Here is a 17,753-nt window from a genome sequence, read left to right as displayed (position 1 = left end):
TCAGGGGAGTGCTGCGGCGTTCACCTTTTGTTCGATGCAACCTTGGTGCAACGTCCGCTTCCGTACGCTCGGTACGTCAGACACCGACGTCACGACTTCAGGGAGCAGACATGACCGTTTACGCACAGCCCGGCACCGAGGGTGCCAAACTTTCCTTCAAGCCCCGATACGAGAACTGGATTGGCGGCGAATGGGTGGCCCCGGTCAAGGGCGGCTACTTCGAGAATGTTTCTCCGATCACCGGAAAGGTCTTCTGCGAGGTTGCCCGCGGCACCTCCGAGGACATTGACCTGGCCCTGGATGCGGCGCACAAGGCGGCGCCGTCGTGGGGCAAGACCTCCGTGGCCGAGCGGGCGCAGGTGCTAAACCGGATCGCCGACCGGATCGAGGAAAACCTGGAGCTGCTCGCTGTCGCCGAAACCTGGGACAACGGCAAGCCCGTCCGTGAGACCCTCGCCGCGGACATGCCGCTGGCGGTGGACCACTTCCGCTACTTCGCCGGAGCGGTCCGCGCGCAGGAGGGCACACTCTCCCAGATTGACGACAACACCACTGCCTACCACTTCCATGAGCCGCTGGGCGTGGTGGGGCAGATCATTCCGTGGAACTTCCCCATCCTGATGGCCGTCTGGAAGCTGGCCCCGGCGCTCGCCGCGGGCAACGCCATTGTGCTCAAACCGGCCGAGCAGACTCCGGCCTCGATCATGGTGCTGATGGAGCTGATCGCGGACATCCTGCCCGCCGGCGTGCTCAACGTGGTGAATGGATTCGGGGTGGAGGCCGGCAAGCCGCTGGCGTCCTCCAAGCGGATCCGCAAGATCGCTTTCACCGGTGAAACCACCACCGGCCGGCTGATCATGCAGTACGCCTCGCAGAACCTGATCCCCGTCACCCTGGAGCTGGGCGGCAAGAGCCCTAACATCTTCTTTGCCGACGTTGCGCAGGAAGACGACGCGTTCTACGACAAGGCGCTGGAAGGCTTCAACATGTTTGCCCTGAACCAGGGTGAAGTGTGCACCTGCCCCTCCCGTGCACTGGTCCAGGACTCCATCTATGACTCGTTCATGTCCGACGCCCTGGCCCGCACCGCGCAAATGATCCAGGGGAATCCGCTGGACACCAACACCATGGTGGGCGCCCAGGCCTCCAACGACCAGCTGGAGAAGATCCTCTCCTACATGGACATTGCGCATCAGGAAGGCGCTAAGGTCCTCACCGGAGGCGAGCGGCTGAGCCTCGACGGCGACCTTGCCGGCGGATTCTATGTGAAGCCCACGGTGTTTGAAGGCACCAACAATATGCGCATCTTCCAGGAGGAGATCTTCGGTCCCGTGGTTTCCGTAACCCGGTTCTCCGACTACGGAGAGGCCCTGGCCATCGCCAACGACACCCTTTACGGCCTGGGTGCCGGCGTCTGGGCGCGGAACGGCAACATTGCCTACCGGGCAGGCCGCGACATCCAGGCCGGCCGGGTGTGGGTGAACAACTACCACGCCTACCCCGCACACGCAGCCTTCGGCGGCTACAAGTCCTCCGGCATCGGACGCGAAAACCACGCCATGATGCTTGACCACTACCAGCAGACCAAGAACCTGCTGGTCAGCTATGCCGAAAACAAACAGGGCTTCTTCTAAGCCGACGTTCAGCCCAGTATCCGCATCTACCCAGAAGAATGAGGACCGAATGGCAAATATGCAGGCAGCCGTAGTCAACGCGCTCGGAGCGAAACTGTCAGTGGAAGAAGTGGCCGTCCCGGAACCCGGGCCGGGCCAGGTGCTGGTCAAGCTGGTCACTACCGGTGTCTGCCACACCGATCTTCACGCCGCCCAGGGTGACTGGCCCGTGAAACCCACGCCTCCCTTCATCCCCGGCCACGAAGGTGTGGGTGAGGTTGTCTCCGTGGGAGAGGGCGTCACGGATATCGCTGTGGGAGACATGGTGGGCAACGCGTGGCTGTGGTCCGCCTGCGGTGTTTGTGAGTACTGCCGCACCGGGTGGGAAACGCTGTGCGAGCAGCAGGAGAACGGCGGCTACTCGGTGAACGGATCCTTTGGCGAGTACATGCTGGTTGACGCCAAATTTGCCGCCCGTATTCCCAAGGGCGCAGACCCGGTGGAGATCGCTCCGGTGCTGTGTGCAGGGGTGACTGTTTACAAAGGATTGAAGGTCAGCGAGGCGCGGCCCGGCCAATGGGTGGTGATCTCCGGCATTGGCGGGCTGGGCCATATTGCGGTGCAGTACGCCAAAGCCATGGGGCTGCGGGTTGCCGCGGTGGATGTTGCCGATGACAAGCTGGAGCTGGCCAAATCATTCGGTGCCGAAGTGGTGGTTAATGCGCGCAACGAGGATCCGGTAGAAGCGATCCAGGCCAAGATCGGGGGCGCCCATGCCGTGCTGGTCACCGCTGTCCATCCCTCGGCGTTCGGCCAGGCAATCGGTATGGCCCGACGGGGCGGCACCATAGTCTTCAACGGCCTCCCTCCCGGAGACTTTCCGGCACCCATCTTCGACATTGTGCTCAAGGGGCTGACTATCCGCGGCTCGATTGTGGGCACTCGGCAGGACCTCGCCGAGGCCATCGATTTCTATGACCGCGGCCTCATCCATCCGAAGGTGAGCACCCGGAACCTCGACGAGATCAACGCCGTAATGGATGAGTTGGAGCACGGCAAGGTCGACGGACGGGTGGTTGTTCAGTACTGATGGATTCCAACCAGGAGACAGACCGGAACCATGTAGCCGGTTCACCGGCCGGTGTGCTGGAAGCCGGTGTCACGCTGCCCGGGGAAAACTTTTCCCGGGTGGCATTGACCCCTGCGGCGCAGGAGCTCCTGCTGCAGCTGCGCGAACAGCACGGACCGCTGATGTTCCATCAGTCAGGGGGTTGCTGCGACGGTTCATCGCCCATGTGCTATCCGGCGGGAGACTTCATCACTTCTGAAGCGGATGTGCTGCTGGGAACCTTTGAGCTGACAGCGGGGGAGCCCTTGGATTTTTGGATGTCGCTGGAACAATTCGACTACTGGAAGCACACGCACCTAACCGTCGATGTGGTCCCCGGCCGCGGCAGCGGCTTTTCCGTTGAAGCACCGGAAGGGAAACGGTTTTTGATTCGTTCCCGCCTGATGAATACCTAGTGAAACGCCTCCGGTTCCTGGTGTGCGCAGGTGAGGAGGGGCACAACAGCGGTCAGGCATAGTAAGGTTGCTGTTGATTCTTCCGCCACCGGCGGTAGTGTGCAAAGAACGGTGTCTGACGGTATTCGCTATGCCCCTCAACGGGGGCGGGATTGAGGAGAACCATGGTTAAGAAGTTCGTATTTCTGGCCGGCGTGGGCGTGGGCTACCTGGTCGGTTCCAAGGCCGGCCGCGAAAAGCTGATGGAACTCTGGAAGGACCCCAAGGTTCAGGACACTGTGTCGCACGGCACCGAGTGGGCCAAGGAGGAGGCTCCGGGCCTGCAGGAAAAAGTGACAGAGGTGGCTTCCTCGGCCAAGGATAAGGTTTCCCACTCCTCGGATTCGGGAAAGCCTGCTTCGGGGCCGGGTGCGTCCACGGGCTCCGGCACCGGAACCAGCGGCAAGCCCGGAACCTCAGGGTCTTCCCCAACAGCCTCCGAGGCTAGCGGAACCACAGCCACCGGTAACGGATCCTTCACTTCCGGCGGACAGCACACCATGACGCCTGCTGAAGTGCAGCCCGAACCCAAGAAGTAACCTCTGACCGGCGTGAACAAAAGTATGAACAGGTAAGCCGGCCAGACAATCTCCATTGACAGCCCGAAGGGGCGTTCCGGCAACGGGACGCCCCTTCGGGCTGTCCGGACGGGCGGGCGCTGACCGGTGCCCAAACGCAGGCCGGACGACGTCGTGGTTCGGCCTGCGGCGAATATGTCCCGTTTATTGCCTGCGGAAGCAGAACGCGCGCCACTCATCCGTTACGATCGAGGCCGGATCCGAAGTATGAGCTGAAAATAGGAGTGTGAGCCAAAGAAGATGGCAACAGATTACGACGCACCGCGCAAGACCGAGGACGACGGTGCATCCACCGCCTCGCTTGAAGAATTGCAGGCCCAGCGCAGTGTGACCCCGTCCGCCACGGCGGTGGACGTTGATGAAACAGATGCCGCGGAGAACTTTGAACTGCCCGGTGCGGATCTCTCCGGCGAAGAACTCCTGGTCCGGGTGATTCCGGCGCAGGACGATGAATTCACCTGTGCTTCCTGCTTCCTGGTCCGGCACCGCTCCCAGATTGCCCTTCAGAAGAACGGCATGAAGTACTGCCAGGACTGCGAAGGCTGAGAACCTTGTCTGCCCCGATAGCCGGCCTTGTCCTGGCTGCCGGGGCGGGCACCCGTCTGGGACTGGGCACCAAAGCGCTGCTGCCTTTCCGAAACAGGCCACTGATCGAACACCTTCTTACGGAGCTCCGCAGCGGCGGCTGCTCCAGCCTCACCGTAGTCCTGGGCGCACAGGCCGACCAGGTGCTGGCGCAGGCACAGCTGGACCCCGCCCGTGCAGTGGTCAACCCGGAATGGAAGACCGGCATGGGATCATCCTTCAGCTGCGGCGTCAGCGCCGCCCTTACCTCCCATCCCGAGGCAGCATTGCTGGTGGCCCTCGCCGACCAGCCCGGTCTCACCGCCGCCGTCGTCACCCGGCTGATCAGGCACCATCAACCCGGCCGCATCACCGTAGCCGGGTACCGGCAGCCGGGTTCAGCCGCCCTTCGCCGCGGCCATCCCCTAATCTTTGACCCGGATCTGGCCGCCGCAGCGGCGCGCACGGCCAAGGACGACGCCGGAGCCAGAGCCTATCTGAACGCCAACACGCCACTGATCGACGTCGTCGACTGTTCGGACCTGGATGACGGACGTGACGTGGATACGCCGGCTGACCTGCCCCTGCTCCGGTGACACGGGAGCCGCTCCGAAAGGCCAAGTGGCAGCATTGGTTCAGAACCCGCTAGACTGATTCCTTCGTAGGGGAGTATCCACCTCGCCGCTATCCGTCAACACGTTGGGCACCGACGCCCCAGCCGGATGCCGCGGGCACCCATTCACAGGGGCGCCGGAGAGACCTATGGTTCTTTGACGACCCTACGAAAGCGGATTTCCATGACTGTTTCCCCCTTGATCTGGGGAGTGACGATTGCCGTCATTCTGGGCCTGCTGGCCTTCGACTACTTCTTCCACATCCGCAAGGCCCACATTCCCACGCTTAAAGAGGCTGCTGTCTGGTCTTCGATCTACGTGGGACTGGCAGTTATCTTCGGTGTTATGGTGCTGGTTTTTGGCGGTGCCACCGCCGGTGCCGAGTACTTTGCCGGCTACATCACCGAAAAAGCCCTCTCGGTGGACAACCTGTTTGTCTTCCTGATCATCATGGCCAGCTTCCGGGTACCCCGTGAAGACCAGCAGAAGGTGCTGCTTTTCGGCATCGTCTTTGCCCTGATTGCCCGAACCGGCTTCATCTTCCTGGGCGCGGCCCTGATCAACTCCTTCTCCTGGGTCTTTTACCTCTTCGGCCTGATCCTGCTGATTACCGCCGGCAACCTGCTCAAGCCCGAGGGCGAAAAGGACGAAGCGAATAACTTCATCATCCGGATCGCCAAGCGCGTACTGCCCACCACCGACCACTACGACGGCGACAAGCTGTTCACCGTTGAAAACGGCAAGAAGGTCCTCACTCCCATGCTGCTGGTCATGGTGGCCATCGGCGGAACCGACATTCTCTTTGCACTGGACTCCATTCCCGCCATCTTCGGCCTGACCCAGAGCACCTTCATTGTCTTCACCGCAACGGCGTTCTCGCTGATGGGCCTGCGCCAGCTCTACTTCCTGATTGACGGCCTGCTGGACCGCCTGATCTACCTCTCCTACGGCCTGGCCGCCATCCTCGCCTTCATCGGCGTGAAGCTGGTGCTGCACGCACTGCATGAAAACACACTGTGGTTCATCAACAACGGCGAGCACGTGGAAGTTGTCGAGATCGGCACCGGTCTGTCCCTGAGCGTGATCATCGGCATCCTGGCGTTTACGATCATTGCCTCGCTCGTCAGCCCCGCGGGCAAGGCCCAGACCGCGGTCAACAACGCCCGCCGCCACGCCAACGCCTACCTGGACCTCTCCTACACCTCGGACGAGGGCGAACGCGAGCGCATCTACACCGCCCTCTGCGAGGAAGAACAGCAGATAGGCACCATGGACAAGAAGTACCGAGACAAGGTCAAGGACATCGAGGACATCCGCGCCGAGGTGGCCCGCGCGCACGAAGAGCACGCGAAGTACATCAACTCGTAGGGAATCCTTTGTGTAAAGGGGCCGGCGTCATATCAGCGACGCCGGCCCCTTTGCGTGCGGTCGGCGTCGCTGCCGGCGTCCGGATCTACGGCGTCGGGCAGCGCTTAGCGCTGGAGACGCCGCGGCAGCAGCTGTCCCAAACGAAACACCCGGCCCGAGTCCGCGCCGCTCCGGTAGACGGTTCTTCCCACGAGGATGCCGGCCAGGAGGGCGCCCAGCCCGCCGGCGGCCAGATCGCCCATGGTGTCCTGATATCCGACGTTGATGGTTGCATCCACGAAGTAATTTCCCCACCATTCAGCCAGCTCCCACAGCACGCTCACGGCGAGCCCCAGGGCGAAGACCAGGACAGGAATGCTCACGCGGTCTGTGCTGGAGCCGGGGTGCGAGCCCGGGACCGGAACGGCACCCATGCGGGCGAGCAGGAAGTACGTCATCGCGGCAATGACGCCCGTGGCGGCGAAGTGAACCGGCAGGTCCCACCAGCTGACCTTCGCGTATATATCCAGGGTGCTGCTCCACGCCGCCGTCAGCAGGGTCAGTGAGTAGATTCCGTCGTAGAGCCGGGAGATCTCCAGGGAGCGGGAAACGAGGGTCCCACCCAGTACCAGCAGGAACAGGGCAACATCCACGGGGCCGTACCACAAGAGCGCTGCAACCAGACTGAACAGACAGGCAAGCCGCACCGCATCAGCGAAGAACTCTCCGGTACCTGCGGGACGGCGGAGGAGTGCGTCGATCATGGATTTACGGTATCGCAGCGTGCCTCGGGGCGGGAGGCAGCCGTGCCCGATCCGCCCCAGGGCCGGGGGGAGACGCACCGCCGGTTAGACTTTCCTGCATGTCTGCCGTCCTTCCCTCAGTCAGCGTAGTGATTCCCTGCCTGAATGACGCAGCCGCGCTCCGGGCCTGCCTGTCCTCCCTGACGGCGCAGTCCCTGGCCCCGCACGAGATAGTGGTGGTGGACAACAACAGCACCGATGCCAGTGCCGCAGTGGCCCGCCGGTTTGGCGCCCGCGTGGTGTTTGAGGCCCAGCCCGGAATCCCCGCAGCTGCCGCGGCAGGCTATGACGCGGCCACGGGTGACATCATTGCGCGGTGTGACGCGGACTGTGTTTTGCCGGCGGATTGGGTTCAGCGGATAGCGGAATCCTTCGCTACGGATTCCGGCCTCGGCGCGCTGTCCGGCCCGGGCTCCTTCTACGGTTTTCGCCGACCTGCCGGCGCCGTGCTCAGCGTCCTGTATCTCGGGTCCTATTACCTGGCCATGGGCCTCGCCCTCGGACATCTGCCCCTGTTCGGCTCAAATCTGGCCGTACGCACTTCCGTGTGGCGGCAGGTTCGCTCAGAGGTGCACCGGGATGATCCGGAAATGCACGACGACGTCTGCCTGAGCCTGCACCTGGGCCAGCGCTACGGCTGCCGCTTCGAGCGGACCCTCGTGGTGGGTATGGCACCCCGGGCGCTGATCGGAACGGCGAACGTGATCCGCCGCTTCCGCCGGGCCTTTCATACCCTGTGGGCGCACTGGCCCGCAGAGGCGCCGTGGGTGCGCTGGCCGCGCCGTTACTCTCAGGCCTGCGCCGGGACTGAGGCATCGCGCGCCGCGAACACCTGAGGGTAAAGCAGGGGCAGCTGCAGCACCAGCCAGGGGCTGAACGCCCAGGGAGTCAGTCGCACGGATTCGGCCAGAGCCAGCGGATCCGCCCACTGCCAGTCCATAACCTCGTCCGCGGCCGGGACGGGATCAACGTCTGTTACCGCCGTGTAGACGGGGCAGATTTCGTGTTCCACGATTCCGGAGGCGTCCACTGCCCGGTAGCGGAAATCCGGCAGCGCTAGTGTCAGTCGGTCCGGGTCCAGCGTGAGCCCAAGTTCCCGGTCCGCCCGCCGCACCACTGCATCTTCGGTGGCCTCGCCCGGTCCGGGGTGCCCGCAGAAAGAATTGGTCCACACGCCCGGCCAGGTCAGTTTTTCCAAGGCACGCCGCGTCACCAGCAGCTGACCGGCGCGATTATAGACATGCGTGGAGAACGCCAGATGCAACGGCGTATCAGTGGTGTGGACCGTAGATTTCTCCTGTGTTCCGACGGGCGTGCCGTCCGAATCCACAAGAACCACGAGTTCCCCGCGTTGCGCCATTTCTCCTCCGTATATTCACCGTGTTTACTGGACCTATGGAGACTGAACCCCTGCTCGACCCAGCCATCGGACATGAGCAGGTGGAAGGTGTCCTGCAAGCATTCTTCAGTCAGGCCAAGCTTCGTGCAGCCAAACTCAGTCCCAGTTACCTTAGCCTCTGGGACACTCTGGAAAAATCCACGGCCGGCGGCAAACGGGTCCGGCCCGGCATCCTGATGACTGCCTACCAGCACCTGGGCGGCACCGATACGGAGGCAGCGGCCCGGGTGGGAGCAGCCTTTGAACTGCTGCACACCGCGCTGATTGTCCACGATGACGTTATTGACCTGGACTTCATGAGGCGCGGACACGACAACGTATCCGGCACCTACCGCTCCCTGGCCGAGACCGCAGGGCAGACGGCGGAATCAGCCCGCCACCGGGGCATGTCAGTGGGGATCATCGCAGGCGACCTGGCGCTGGTGGGGGCGTTCCGGATGCTGGATACCGTGGACACGGATCCGCAAACCCGGCTTCGGCTGACCGCGATCCTGGATGAGGCAGTCTTCGCTTCCGCCGCCGGGGAGCTGATCGACGTCGACTTTTCCTTCTCCCCGGGAGCTCCGCAGATCCCCGAAATCCTTGACATGGAGCGGCTGAAAACGGCAGTCTATTCCTTCGAAGCGCCGCTGCAGGCCGGAGCCGTGCTCGCCGGAGCGGACGACGACGCTGTGGCCACGCTCGGCGATTTTGGCCGGGACACCGGGATTGCCTATCAGCTTGTCGACGATCTGCTGGGCGTTTTCGGCAAGGAGAGCGCCACCGGCAAATCGAACCTCAGTGATCTGCGGGAGGGCAAACGCACCGTCCTGATCGCGCACGCTGCCCAGGGGGATTCCTGGGATGAACTCTCCCACCTGATCGGCTGCCCGGAACTCACCGCCGAGGAAGCGGACCGTGCCCGGGAGCTGTTGATCAGTTCCGGTGCCCGTGACTATGCCCGGTCATTGGCGGAGGAGTATGCGGACCGTGCCCGGTCTCACCTGGACTGCCCGTCCATCCCGCCGTCGTTACGCCTGGTGCTGGAACGCATCGTGGCCAGTGCCGTAAACCGGGGACGGTAGGTGATGGCCCGGGAAAGCGGCCTGTCGCTCTACAACAAGGTGGCCGTGGAAACGGCATCCGTGGTGATCCGGTCCTATTCCACCTCCTTTGGGCTGGCCTCCCGGCTGCTGGCGCCCAGGACCCGGCTGCAGATTGAAACCATTTATGCGCTGGTGCGCCTGGCCGATGAAATCGTTGACGGTGTTGCAGCCGCTGCTGACCTGCCGCCCGCCGAGGTGGGCCGTGTGCTGGACGGACTGGAAGCTGACACGCTGCAGGCTCTGCGCACCGGCTACAGCGTGAACCTGGTGGTCCACGCCTTCGCGCTGACGGCCCGGACCACCGGCATCACTGAAGAACTGACGGCCCCGTTCTTTCGGTCAATGCGGGCTGACCTGCTCCGCACCGAGCACACCGCCAACTCTTTTGACGACTACGTCTACGGCTCTGCGGAGGTGATCGGGCTGATGTGTCTGCTCTGCTTCCTGGACGGGATCGAGGTCAGCGACGACCGGGGGAAACGACTGCGGGAAGGCGCCCAGCGCCTGGGCGCGGCATTCCAGAAGGTCAACTTCCTCCGCGACCTCGCTGACGACTTTGACGAGCTGGGCCGCAGTTATTTTCCCGGCGTGAGTGTCGGGTCATTTTCCGAGGCGGACAAGCACCGACTGCTGGATGACATCGACGCCGACCTGCTGGTCTCCGGAGCAGCGATAGCCGAACTGCCGGAGCCGGTCCGCTCCGCCGTCGCGCTGGCGCAGGAACTCTTCAGTGAACTGTCCCGCCGGCTGCGGGTTACCCCGGCCCGGGAACTGCGCAGCACCCGTGTCCGGGTGCCCAACCCGGTCAAGCTGCGCATTGCCGCGGAAGTACTCTTTGCTCACCGCGTGCGCCGGCCGGCGCTGCGCGGCACCAAGGCCGGAAGGCAGCCATGACCCGCAGGACCGTGCCCGCTCCTCCCCGCACCGCCGTCGTCATTGGCGGGGGCATCACAGGCCTGGCCACTGCTGCACTTTTGGCCCGGGAGGGCCTGCACGTCACAGTCCTGGAGAAGCAGCCGGTGGCCGGCGGACGCACCGGATCCTGGCAGAGCGCCGGCTTCAGTTTCGACACCGGACCGTCGTGGTATCTGATGCCCGAAGTCTTTGACCATTTCTTCGCACTACTGGGTACCTCCGCAGACGAGCAGCTGGACCTGGTCCAGCTGGACCCCGGTTACCGGGTCATGTTTGAAGGATCCGCCGAACCGGTGGACATTGCCGCCACACGCGCAGAGAACGTGAAGCTGTTCGAATCCCTTGAGTCCGGTGCCGGAGCCAAGCTGGAGAAGTACCTGGATTCCGCGGTCGACGTGTATGACATGGCCAAGAAGCGTTTTCTCTATTCCACCTTCGCGTCCTTTCTGCCGCTGCTGCGCGCGGACGTGCTCAAGCGCGGGCCGCGGCTCGCTCAGCTGCTTCTGCAGCCGCTGAGCTCCTTCGTGGCCGGTAAATTCACCGACCCGAGGATCCGCCAGATCCTGGGCTATCCGGCAGTGTTCCTGGGCTCCTCCCCGTTCACTACGCCCAGCATGTACCACCTGATGAGCCGATTGGACCTGGCCGACGGTGTGCTGTATCCGATGGGCGGCTTCACTCGGCTCATCAGCGTCATTGAAGCCCTGGCCGAGGCTGAGGGCGTCACGATCCACACCAATGCCGCCGTCACCCGGATCCGCACGTCGGAACCGGAACCGGCCGCGGCACCGGCCGCCGGGACATCTGCCGGAATCAGGGGGACGCTGGCGGCAGGACTTGGCCGTCTGCACCGGGGCAGGAATGCCCGGGCCACCGGTGTGGAGTACACCGACGCTTCCGGAGCGGCCCTGACACTGGATGCCGACCTGGTGGTTTCCGCAGCGGACCTGCACCACACCGAAACATCCCTGTTGCCCCGAAACCTTCAGACCTATCCCGAGACCTACTGGAAGCACCGTGTTCCCGGCCCGGGCGGACTGCTGCTGCATTTGGGGGTCCGCGGCGAGCTGCCGTCCCTGGCGCACCACACACTGCTCTTCACCAAGGACTGGGAAGAGAACTTTGGCAGGATCTTCGGCAAGGAAACCTCGGTGCCGGATCCGGCATCACTGTATGTCTGCCGCCCCAGTGCCACCGACCCGGACGCAGCGCCGGAGGGCTACGAGAATCTTTTTGTCCTGGTGCCGGTGCCTTCGGATCCATCCCTGGGTGCGGGCGGCACGGACGGGAACGGCGACGAGCGGATCGAACAAATGGCCGACGCCGTCATTGCCCAGATTTCCGAGTGGGCGGGCATTCCCGACCTCGCCGAGCGCATCACGGTGCGAAAGACGGTGGGCCCGCAGGACTTCGTGCAGGACCTGAACTCCTGGCGCGGAACGCTGCTGGGCCCGGCGCACATCCTTAAGCAGAGCGCCTTCTTCCGCGGCTCCAACGCCAGCGCCAAGGTGGACGGGCTGCTCTACGCCGGTGGCTCCACGCTGCCCGGGATCGGCCTGCCGATGTGTCTGATCAGTGCCGAGCTGGTCCTCAAGCGCCTGCGCGGGGACACCAGCACCGAGGAATTGCCGGTGCCGCCGGCGCCCGGGGGAGCGGGCACCCCTGCCATTGCGCCGAAGAGCGGCGCCTAGTGGGATTCCTTTATCTGTTCCTGCTGCTGGCCTCTATAGGCTGCATGGTCCTGCTGGATCACCGGTTTCGGCTGTTCTTTTTCGCCGACGCGCGGCGTGCGGCGCTGGTGACCGGAATCGGGCTGGCGTTCTTCCTGCTCTGGGACCTGGGCGGTATTGGCCTGGACATCTTCTACCGCGGTGAAACCCCCATCATGCTCGGTGTTGTCCTGGCCCCGCACCTGCCGGTGGAAGAGGTCTTCTTCCTTGCGTTCCTCTGTTACCTGACCATGGTCCTGTTTGGGCTGGTTTCGCTGGTCTTGCGCCGGGCCGCCCACCGGCAGGATGTGAACCGGTGACGTACTGGGCGCTGAACGCCGTGTTCCTGATTCCCGCGGCCGCCATGCTGATCCTGGCCGTACTGCGCCGGACCGTCTCCGGTCCTGGCCGGAGAGGTGTGCTGGCCGCTCTGGCGGTCACCGGCGTCGTGCTGCTGGTCCTGACCGCCGTATTCGACAACGTGATGATCGCCGCCGGCCTGTTCTGGTACAACCCGGAGCGCATTTCCGGCGCGCTCATCGGCCACGCTCCGCTGGAGGACTTTGCCTACGCGCTGGCCGCGGTGCTGCTGCTGCCGGCGCTGTGGATGCTGCTGGGCAGGGACCGGACGTCCGGGAACGCCACTGACACTGGAAAAACCACCCCCAAACCCGCCAAGACAAACGCCGATACCAAGGAGAAGCAGTGAGCACATCAACCCGGACCCCGGGCTCGACGCTGCGGATGCTGCTGGTTTCCTCCCGGCCGCTGTCCTGGGTGAACACCGCCTATCCGTTTGCCGCTGCCTACCTGATCACCACCGGCGGAATCGACCTGGCCTGGGTGCTCGGAACGCTGTACTTCCTGATCCCCTATAACCTGGCGATGTACGGCATTAACGACGTGTTCGACTATGAGTCGGACCTGCACAATCCCCGCAAGGGCGGAGTGGAGGGCGCGGTCCTGGACCGTGGCTTCCACCGTGTCACGCTATGGGCGGCGCTTGCCACGAATGTGCCGTTCCTGATCGCCCTGGTGCTGCTGGGCAGCCCGCTGTCCTGGCTGGTGCTCGCGGTGAGCGTGTTTGCCGTGATCGCCTACAGCGCCCCGGGGCTGCGCTTCAAGGAGCGCCCCTTCCTGGACTCGATCACCTCCAGCACCCACTTCGTTTCACCGGCCGTCTACGGGCTGGTCCTGGCCGGAGCGGTCTTCACTCCCGGGCTGTGGGCTGTGCTGGGCGCCTTCTTCCTCTGGGGCATGGCGAGTCAGGCCTTCGGCGCAGTGCAGGACGTGGTGCCGGACCGCGAGGGCGGGATCAGCTCGATCGCTACGGTGCTCGGTGCGAAGGCGGTGGTATGGATTGCCGCGGCAGCCTATGCGGCTGGTGGCCTGCTGATGCTGCTCACCCCTTGGCCGGCTACGCTCGGGAGTCTGCTGGCCCTGCCGTACATCCTCAACCTGATGCCGTTCCTGGGGATTTCCGATGCTGATTCGGAGCGGGCCAACGCCGGGTGGAAGCGGTTCCTGAAGCTGAACTTCCTCACCGGTTTCCTCGTGACCATGCTGATCATCTGGTACTGGCCCAACCGCTGACCCCCTCAGCCCTTTCCCTTCCCGTCCCGCACCTCCCGTCCCGCACCTCCCTTCCCGCTGATCCTCCCCTTCCCCTCCCTTCCCTTCCCGTCGAACCTGCAGTAAGTGCAGTTCTGAGCCCGCAGACGTGCACCTACTGCCATCTCGCGGGTGCAGGAGTGCCGCGCCGAACGGCCGTCGCTGCTGCACTCACTCGATTCCCTCCGTTTTGGGCAGATGCAACCGGTTTGGGAAATCGCTGCCGGTCCGCGCAGGCGGGGATTTCCCAAACCGGTCGCCGAATCCCAAACCGGTCGCCGATTCCGCCGGACAGCATCCAAAAGCGGCCGGCCCCCGAAGGGACCGGCCGCTGCTGTGTTACCGAAAAGCCGATCTGCCGGAACCCGGCGTCAGCGAGGTGCCGAAGTTACTCGGCAACGCCCACAAACTCAGCCTTTTCGATCGGCGTCGTGTCGCCGGCCGCCAGGTTGGCGCGCAGCTTCTCGCCCAGGGTCGCGTCAACGTTGGTCCAGTACTGGATCGCGGCTTCGCGGATGTGCGGGCGCTGCACACCGGAGACGGCACCGGTGATCGTTTCCAGGAAACGCTCCTTGGCGGCATCATCGAATACCTCGCGGTACAGCGTGCCGGCCTGGCCGAAGTCGCTGTCCTCGGAGTGCAGGGTAGCGGCGGCGCGAACCAGCGAGCCGTCGCTCTCCCAGGAACCCTCGCCGGCACGTGCGGCATCGGCTACGGGGCCGCCCAGGGTGTTGGGCGCATAGACCGGGGTTTCGGGGGAGTTGAAGAAGTGGCGCTGGGCGCCGTCCTGCGAGTAGTTGTTCACCGGAGCCTGGGGTGCGTTCACCGGCAGCTGGTTGTAGTTGGCACCGATGCGGTAACGCTGAGCATCCGGGTAGGAGAAGATGCGGGCCATCAGCATCTTGTCCGGGCTGGCGTCAATGCCGGGGACCAGGTTCGCGGGGGACAGGGCAACCTGTTCGATCTGCGCGAAGAAGTTCTCCGGGTTGCGGTTCAGGGTGTGGGTACCCACCTTGATCAGCGGGTAGTCCGCATGCGGCCAGACCTTGGTCAGATCGAACGGGTTGAACCGGTACGTCTTGGCATCTTCGTACGGCATGACCTGCACGTGCAGGTCCCAGGACGGGAAGTTGCCGGCGGCAATGTTCTCGTACAGGTCGCGGCGGTAGTAGTCGGCGTCGGCGCCGGCAATCTTCTCTGCCTCGGCACCGTTGATTTCGTGGTTCCCCTGGTTGGACGTGAAGTGGTACTTCACCCAGAAGCGCTCGCCGGCGGCGTTGATCCACTGGTAGGTGTGCGAGCCGAAGCCGGGCATTTCGCGCCATGACGTGGGGATGCCGCGGTCACCCATCAGGTACGTGACCTGGTGTGCGGACTCGGGGGAGTTGGTCCAGAAGTCCCACTGCATGTCAGCGTCGCGCAGACCGGAGCCCGGGAGGCGCTTCTGCGAGTGGATGAAGTCCGGGAACTTGATGCCGTCGCGGATGAAGAACACCGGGGTGTTGTTGCCGACGATGTCGTAGTTGCCCTCGGACGTGTAGAAACGCATCGCGAAGCCGCGGACGTCGCGCCAGGTGTCGGGGGAGCCCTGCTCGCCGGCCACGGAGGAGAACCGCTGAACGGTATCCGTCACGGTGCCCGGCTGGAAGACAGCGGCACGCGTGTACTTGGAGACATCTTCAGTGACAACGAATTCACCGAACGCGCCGCCGCCCTTGGCATGCACAATGCGCTCCGGGATGCGCTCGCGGTTGAACTGGGCCAGCTTCTCGACCAGGTAACGGTCGTGCAGCGCAATGGCTCCGTTGGCTCCGGCGCTCAGCGAGTTGGCATCGCTGCCAACCGGTGTGCCGGTCTGGGTGGTGGTGAAATTCGACATACTCTCTCTTTCTTTCAGGTGATGCAGGTGTTGTCAGGAAGCTTGTGCGGCGCAGTCAGCGCAGAGCCCGCGGTAGAGCACATCCGCAATCTGGATGGTCATGCCATGGGTGTTCTCCGGCGTCAGGCAGGGTGCATGCCCCACGGCGCAGTCCACGTCCTCGATCCGGCCGCAGCCGGTGCAGATGGCGTGGTGATGGTTGTCATCCACGCGGGTCTCGTACCGGGCCGGGGAGTGCGGCGGCTCAATTTTCCGCAGCAGCCCGGTCTCGGTCAGGTCCGCCAGGACCACGTAGACCGACTGAAGGCTGATGTCCGGAAGGTCCCCGCGTACTGACGCGGCGACGTCGTCGGCCACCGCATGCGGGAACTGTTCGACGGCGGTGAGGACCGCCAGCCGCTGCTTGGTGACCCGACGGCCGTGGGCACGCAGCTCTTCGGACCACCGTGCGGTGGTCTCGGCGGAGGCTGCTGTCGATGTCATGCCCCCAGCTAACCACTTATTATGAATAATTCATAATAAGGCGCAGCGACACACTAGTCTGGGTTCGGACACTAGGGCAGATAAGCAACGGGGGAATTTACGTGGCAGGCATCACCACGCAGCCGGTCCATCAGCGCGTGCGGGTTGGAGAGTACGACGTCGACATCCGCACCTACGGCGGCGGTGCGGACCGCGTGGTGCTGGTGCACGGTATTGGAGCTTCCGGACGCTACTTCGCCCGGCTGGTGGAGGAACTGGCACAGACCGCCACCGTGCACACGCTGGAAATGCCGGGCTTTGGCTCTGCGGCCACACCGGACCGGTCCCTGGAGATGGCGGACTTCGCCCGGATTAACTGTGAGGCGCTGGCGGCCGCGGGGATTGGCCCTGCACAGTGGGTGGGCCACTCGATGGGCTGCCAGGTGGTCACGGAGATGGCCCTGTACGCGCCGGAACAAGTCACCTCCGTGGTGCTGCTCTCGCCCACCATCAACCGCGGGGAACGCCATGCGCTCCTACAGGGCCTGCGGCTGGCGCAGGACTGCCTCCGGGAGCCGGCTGCCGTCAACTGGATCGTGTTCACCGACTACCTCCGCGCCGGACCGCTCTGGTACCTGCGGACCCTGCCCAAGATGGTGGGGCACAAGCTGGAGGAGCGGATCGGCAAGGTCCAGGTGCCGGTAACGCTGGTGCGCGGAGCGCGGGACCCGATTGTTCCCGCCGGCTGGCTGCGGGAACTGGCCGTCGCCCGGCCCGGTGCCGTTGCCGTGGAACTGCCCGGGCAGCCGCATGTGTGCATGTTCACCGAACCGGCGCAAACGGCCGCGCTGCTGCGGGAAGCGGCGCTCAAGCAGTGAACCGGAAGAGTCTGTTCCACCGGATCGCCTACGCCCGCGCCTGGGCAGCCGACTACGCCTATGTGGGGTATTGGCAGGTCAACGGCTTCCTGTTCCGCAAGGATCCCTCCGGCTATCTGGCCCCGGCCGCCGGAACCCGCAGACCCCCGGTCATCCTCATTCCCGGGGTATATGAAAACTGGCAGTTCCTGCGTCCGCTGGCGGAGATGCTCTCCGCCCAGGGGCATCCGGTGCACACGGTGGCGCCGCTGGGATATAACCGCGGCAGGATCGACCGCATGGCGGGCCTGGTCCAGCAGTACCTGGTGGACCAGGGCCTGTCCGGCGCCGTGGTGGTGGCACACAGCAAGGGCGGGCTGATCGGAAAGGCGCTGATGCTGCTGCCCGAAGGCAGCCGGCGCGTGGAGCGGATGGTGGCCGTCAATACACCGTTTTCCGGGTCGGTGTACGCGAGCTTTTTTCTGGTGCCGTCCATCCGTGCTTTCTCGCCCCGGAATAAACTGCTGCGGCGTTTACAGCAGAGCAACGATGTCAACGCCCGCATCACCTCGGTCTACAGCCGTTTTGACCCGCACATTCCCGGGGGCAGCCGGCTGCCCGGGGCGCGGAACATCCAGCTGGAAACCCTGGGCCATTTCCGGCCGATCGGCGATCCGCGGCTGCTGGAAGTGCTGAAACGGGAACTGGACCCGGATGCCCCGGTCAGGGCGCCGCAGCCCCCGGTCTAGACTGC

General features: G+C 64.3%; 20 protein-coding genes. 16 read left to right on the top strand and 4 right to left on the bottom strand.

All coding sequences use genetic code 11. The annotated features are described in order from the left end of the window. Positions 1-110 precede the first annotated feature (110 nt). From exaC to ABIB35_RS01185, 7 genes are all read left to right on the top strand, one after another. Positions 111-1,634, top strand: a complete 1,524-nt coding sequence (gene exaC, locus ABIB35_RS01215) for an acetaldehyde dehydrogenase ExaC (protein WP_354178192.1) — start codon at positions 111-113, stop codon at positions 1,632-1,634. A gap of 49 nt (positions 1,635-1,683) precedes the next feature. Next, entirely contained in the window at positions 1,684-2,703 is a 1,020-nt protein-coding gene (adhP, locus tag ABIB35_RS01210) for an alcohol dehydrogenase AdhP (protein ID WP_354178190.1), read from the top strand. Then, the gene (locus tag ABIB35_RS01205; RefSeq protein ID WP_354178189.1) at positions 2,703-3,137 is read left to right on the top strand and encodes a DUF779 domain-containing protein; all 435 of its coding nucleotides are present in this window, start codon (positions 2,703-2,705) and stop codon (positions 3,135-3,137) included. Before adhP ends, ABIB35_RS01205 begins: the two co-directional genes overlap by 1 nt. A 164-nt stretch (positions 3,138-3,301) precedes the next feature. Further along, complete coding sequence (locus ABIB35_RS01200) at positions 3,302-3,715, top strand: YtxH domain-containing protein (RefSeq protein ID WP_354178187.1); 414 nt, start codon at positions 3,302-3,304, stop codon at positions 3,713-3,715. A gap of 279 nt (positions 3,716-3,994) precedes the next feature. Next, a complete protein-coding gene (locus ABIB35_RS01195) occupies positions 3,995-4,300 on the top strand; it encodes a DUF4193 domain-containing protein (RefSeq protein WP_354178186.1) in 306 nt (101 codons plus the stop codon). A 5-nt stretch (positions 4,301-4,305) separates the two neighbouring features. Then, positions 4,306-4,914, top strand: a complete 609-nt coding sequence (locus ABIB35_RS01190; protein WP_354178184.1) for a nucleotidyltransferase family protein — start codon at positions 4,306-4,308, stop codon at positions 4,912-4,914. Positions 4,915-5,115: 201 nt separating this feature from the next. Continuing rightward, complete coding sequence (locus ABIB35_RS01185; protein ID WP_354178182.1) at positions 5,116-6,300, top strand: TerC family protein; 1,185 nt, start codon at positions 5,116-5,118, stop codon at positions 6,298-6,300. A 104-nt stretch (positions 6,301-6,404) separates the two neighbouring features. Here the strand turns inward: ABIB35_RS01185 and ABIB35_RS01180 are convergent, their stop codons facing one another. Beyond that, on the bottom strand, positions 6,405-7,043 hold the full coding sequence (locus ABIB35_RS01180) for a DUF2238 domain-containing protein (RefSeq protein WP_354178180.1): 639 nt from the start codon (positions 7,041-7,043) through the stop codon (positions 6,405-6,407). Between the two features lie 98 nt (positions 7,044-7,141). Between ABIB35_RS01180 and ABIB35_RS01175 the strand changes: the two genes are divergently transcribed. Beyond that, on the top strand, positions 7,142-7,918 hold the full coding sequence (locus ABIB35_RS01175) for a glycosyltransferase family 2 protein (RefSeq protein WP_354178178.1): 777 nt from the start codon (positions 7,142-7,144) through the stop codon (positions 7,916-7,918). Here ABIB35_RS01175 and idi read toward each other — a convergent pair. Beyond that, entirely contained in the window at positions 7,873-8,442 is a 570-nt protein-coding gene (gene idi, locus ABIB35_RS01170) for an isopentenyl-diphosphate Delta-isomerase (protein WP_354178177.1), read from the bottom strand. The genes ABIB35_RS01175 and idi overlap by 46 nt on opposite strands. Positions 8,443-8,477: 35 nt before the next feature. On the opposite strand from idi, the gene ABIB35_RS01165 reads away from it, so the two are divergent. From ABIB35_RS01165 to ABIB35_RS01140, 6 genes are read left to right on the top strand one after another with little or no spacing between them, the layout of a single operon-like run. Further along, entirely contained in the window at positions 8,478-9,545 is a 1,068-nt protein-coding gene (locus tag ABIB35_RS01165) for a polyprenyl synthetase family protein (RefSeq protein ID WP_354178175.1), read from the top strand. 3 nt (positions 9,546-9,548) lie between these two features. Continuing rightward, positions 9,549-10,460: a phytoene/squalene synthase family protein gene (locus ABIB35_RS01160; RefSeq protein ID WP_354178173.1), complete on the top strand. Its 912-nt coding sequence runs from the start codon at positions 9,549-9,551 to the stop codon at positions 10,458-10,460. Then, positions 10,457-12,172, top strand: a complete 1,716-nt coding sequence (crtI, locus tag ABIB35_RS01155; protein ID WP_354178171.1) for a phytoene desaturase family protein — start codon at positions 10,457-10,459, stop codon at positions 12,170-12,172. Before ABIB35_RS01160 ends, crtI begins: the two co-directional genes overlap by 4 nt. Continuing rightward, positions 12,172-12,510: a lycopene cyclase domain-containing protein gene (locus tag ABIB35_RS01150; RefSeq protein ID WP_354178169.1), complete on the top strand. Its 339-nt coding sequence runs from the start codon at positions 12,172-12,174 to the stop codon at positions 12,508-12,510. The genes crtI and ABIB35_RS01150 overlap by 1 nt, the downstream gene beginning before the upstream one ends. Continuing rightward, positions 12,507-12,899 carry a lycopene cyclase domain-containing protein gene (locus ABIB35_RS01145; protein ID WP_354178168.1) on the top strand — a complete coding sequence of 131 codons (393 nt, stop codon included), beginning with the start codon at positions 12,507-12,509 and terminating at the stop codon, positions 12,897-12,899. The genes ABIB35_RS01150 and ABIB35_RS01145 overlap by 4 nt, the downstream gene beginning before the upstream one ends. Beyond that, complete coding sequence (locus tag ABIB35_RS01140) at positions 12,896-13,783, top strand: prenyltransferase (protein ID WP_502915691.1); 888 nt, start codon at positions 12,896-12,898, stop codon at positions 13,781-13,783. Before ABIB35_RS01145 ends, ABIB35_RS01140 begins: the two co-directional genes overlap by 4 nt. Before the next feature lie 406 nt (positions 13,784-14,189). Here the strand turns inward: ABIB35_RS01140 and ABIB35_RS01135 are convergent, their stop codons facing one another. Both ABIB35_RS01135 and ABIB35_RS01130 read right to left on the bottom strand, forming a co-directional pair. Then, positions 14,190-15,680: a catalase gene (locus ABIB35_RS01135; protein WP_354178166.1), complete on the bottom strand. Its 1,491-nt coding sequence runs from the start codon at positions 15,678-15,680 to the stop codon at positions 14,190-14,192. 33 nt (positions 15,681-15,713) lie between these two features. After that, positions 15,714-16,163, bottom strand: coding sequence for a Fur family transcriptional regulator (locus ABIB35_RS01130; RefSeq protein ID WP_354178164.1), 450 nt, complete (start codon positions 16,161-16,163; stop codon positions 15,714-15,716). Positions 16,164-16,264: 101 nt separating this feature from the next. Here ABIB35_RS01130 and ABIB35_RS01125 point away from each other — a divergent pair, with 101 nt between their 5' ends. Together ABIB35_RS01125 and ABIB35_RS01120 are read left to right on the top strand one after the other, a co-directional pair. After that, the gene (locus ABIB35_RS01125) at positions 16,265-17,020 is read left to right on the top strand and encodes an alpha/beta fold hydrolase (protein ID WP_354178162.1); all 756 of its coding nucleotides are present in this window, start codon (positions 16,265-16,267) and stop codon (positions 17,018-17,020) included. Next, positions 17,017-17,748 carry an esterase/lipase family protein gene (locus tag ABIB35_RS01120; protein ID WP_354178160.1) on the top strand — a complete coding sequence of 244 codons (732 nt, stop codon included), beginning with the start codon at positions 17,017-17,019 and terminating at the stop codon, positions 17,746-17,748. Before ABIB35_RS01125 ends, ABIB35_RS01120 begins: the two co-directional genes overlap by 4 nt. Positions 17,749-17,753 lie beyond the last annotated feature (5 nt).

It is taken from the genome of Arthrobacter sp. UYP6 (genome assembly GCF_040547315.1).
Classification (GTDB): Bacteria; Actinomycetota; Actinomycetes; order Actinomycetales; family Micrococcaceae; genus Arthrobacter_B.
The sequence above is the reverse complement of the archived record's forward strand: the minus strand, read 5'-3'. Positions and strand labels throughout refer to the sequence as shown.

What these genes read in the sequence shown, in the direction of transcription:
- ABIB35_RS01175 (WP_354178178.1), top strand. Translation starts at nt 7,142, where the DNA reads ATGTCTGCCGTCCTTCCCTCAGTCAGCGTAGTGATTCCCTGCCTGAAT.
- ABIB35_RS01185 (WP_354178182.1), top strand. Translation starts at nt 5,116, where the DNA reads ATGACTGTTTCCCCCTTGATCTGGGGAGTGACGATTGCCGTCATTCTG.
- ABIB35_RS01205 (WP_354178189.1), top strand. Translation starts at nt 2,703, where the DNA reads ATGGATTCCAACCAGGAGACAGACCGGAACCATGTAGCCGGTTCACCG.
- ABIB35_RS01200 (WP_354178187.1), top strand. Translation starts at nt 3,302, where the DNA reads ATGGTTAAGAAGTTCGTATTTCTGGCCGGCGTGGGCGTGGGCTACCTG.
- idi (WP_354178177.1), bottom strand. Translation starts at nt 8,442, where the DNA reads ATGGCGCAACGCGGGGAACTCGTGGTTCTTGTGGATTCGGACGGCACG.
- ABIB35_RS01180 (WP_354178180.1), bottom strand. Translation starts at nt 7,043, where the DNA reads ATGATCGACGCACTCCTCCGCCGTCCCGCAGGTACCGGAGAGTTCTTC.
- ABIB35_RS01165 (WP_354178175.1), top strand. Translation starts at nt 8,478, where the DNA reads ATGGAGACTGAACCCCTGCTCGACCCAGCCATCGGACATGAGCAGGTG.
- adhP (WP_354178190.1), top strand. Translation starts at nt 1,684, where the DNA reads ATGGCAAATATGCAGGCAGCCGTAGTCAACGCGCTCGGAGCGAAACTG.
- ABIB35_RS01130 (WP_354178164.1), bottom strand. Translation starts at nt 16,163, where the DNA reads ATGACATCGACAGCAGCCTCCGCCGAGACCACCGCACGGTGGTCCGAA.
- ABIB35_RS01195 (WP_354178186.1), top strand. Translation starts at nt 3,995, where the DNA reads ATGGCAACAGATTACGACGCACCGCGCAAGACCGAGGACGACGGTGCA.
- crtI (WP_354178171.1), top strand. Translation starts at nt 10,457, where the DNA reads ATGACCCGCAGGACCGTGCCCGCTCCTCCCCGCACCGCCGTCGTCATT.
- ABIB35_RS01135 (WP_354178166.1), bottom strand. Translation starts at nt 15,680, where the DNA reads ATGTCGAATTTCACCACCACCCAGACCGGCACACCGGTTGGCAGCGAT.
- exaC (WP_354178192.1), top strand. Translation starts at nt 111, where the DNA reads ATGACCGTTTACGCACAGCCCGGCACCGAGGGTGCCAAACTTTCCTTC.
- ABIB35_RS01160 (WP_354178173.1), top strand. Translation starts at nt 9,549, where the DNA reads ATGGCCCGGGAAAGCGGCCTGTCGCTCTACAACAAGGTGGCCGTGGAA.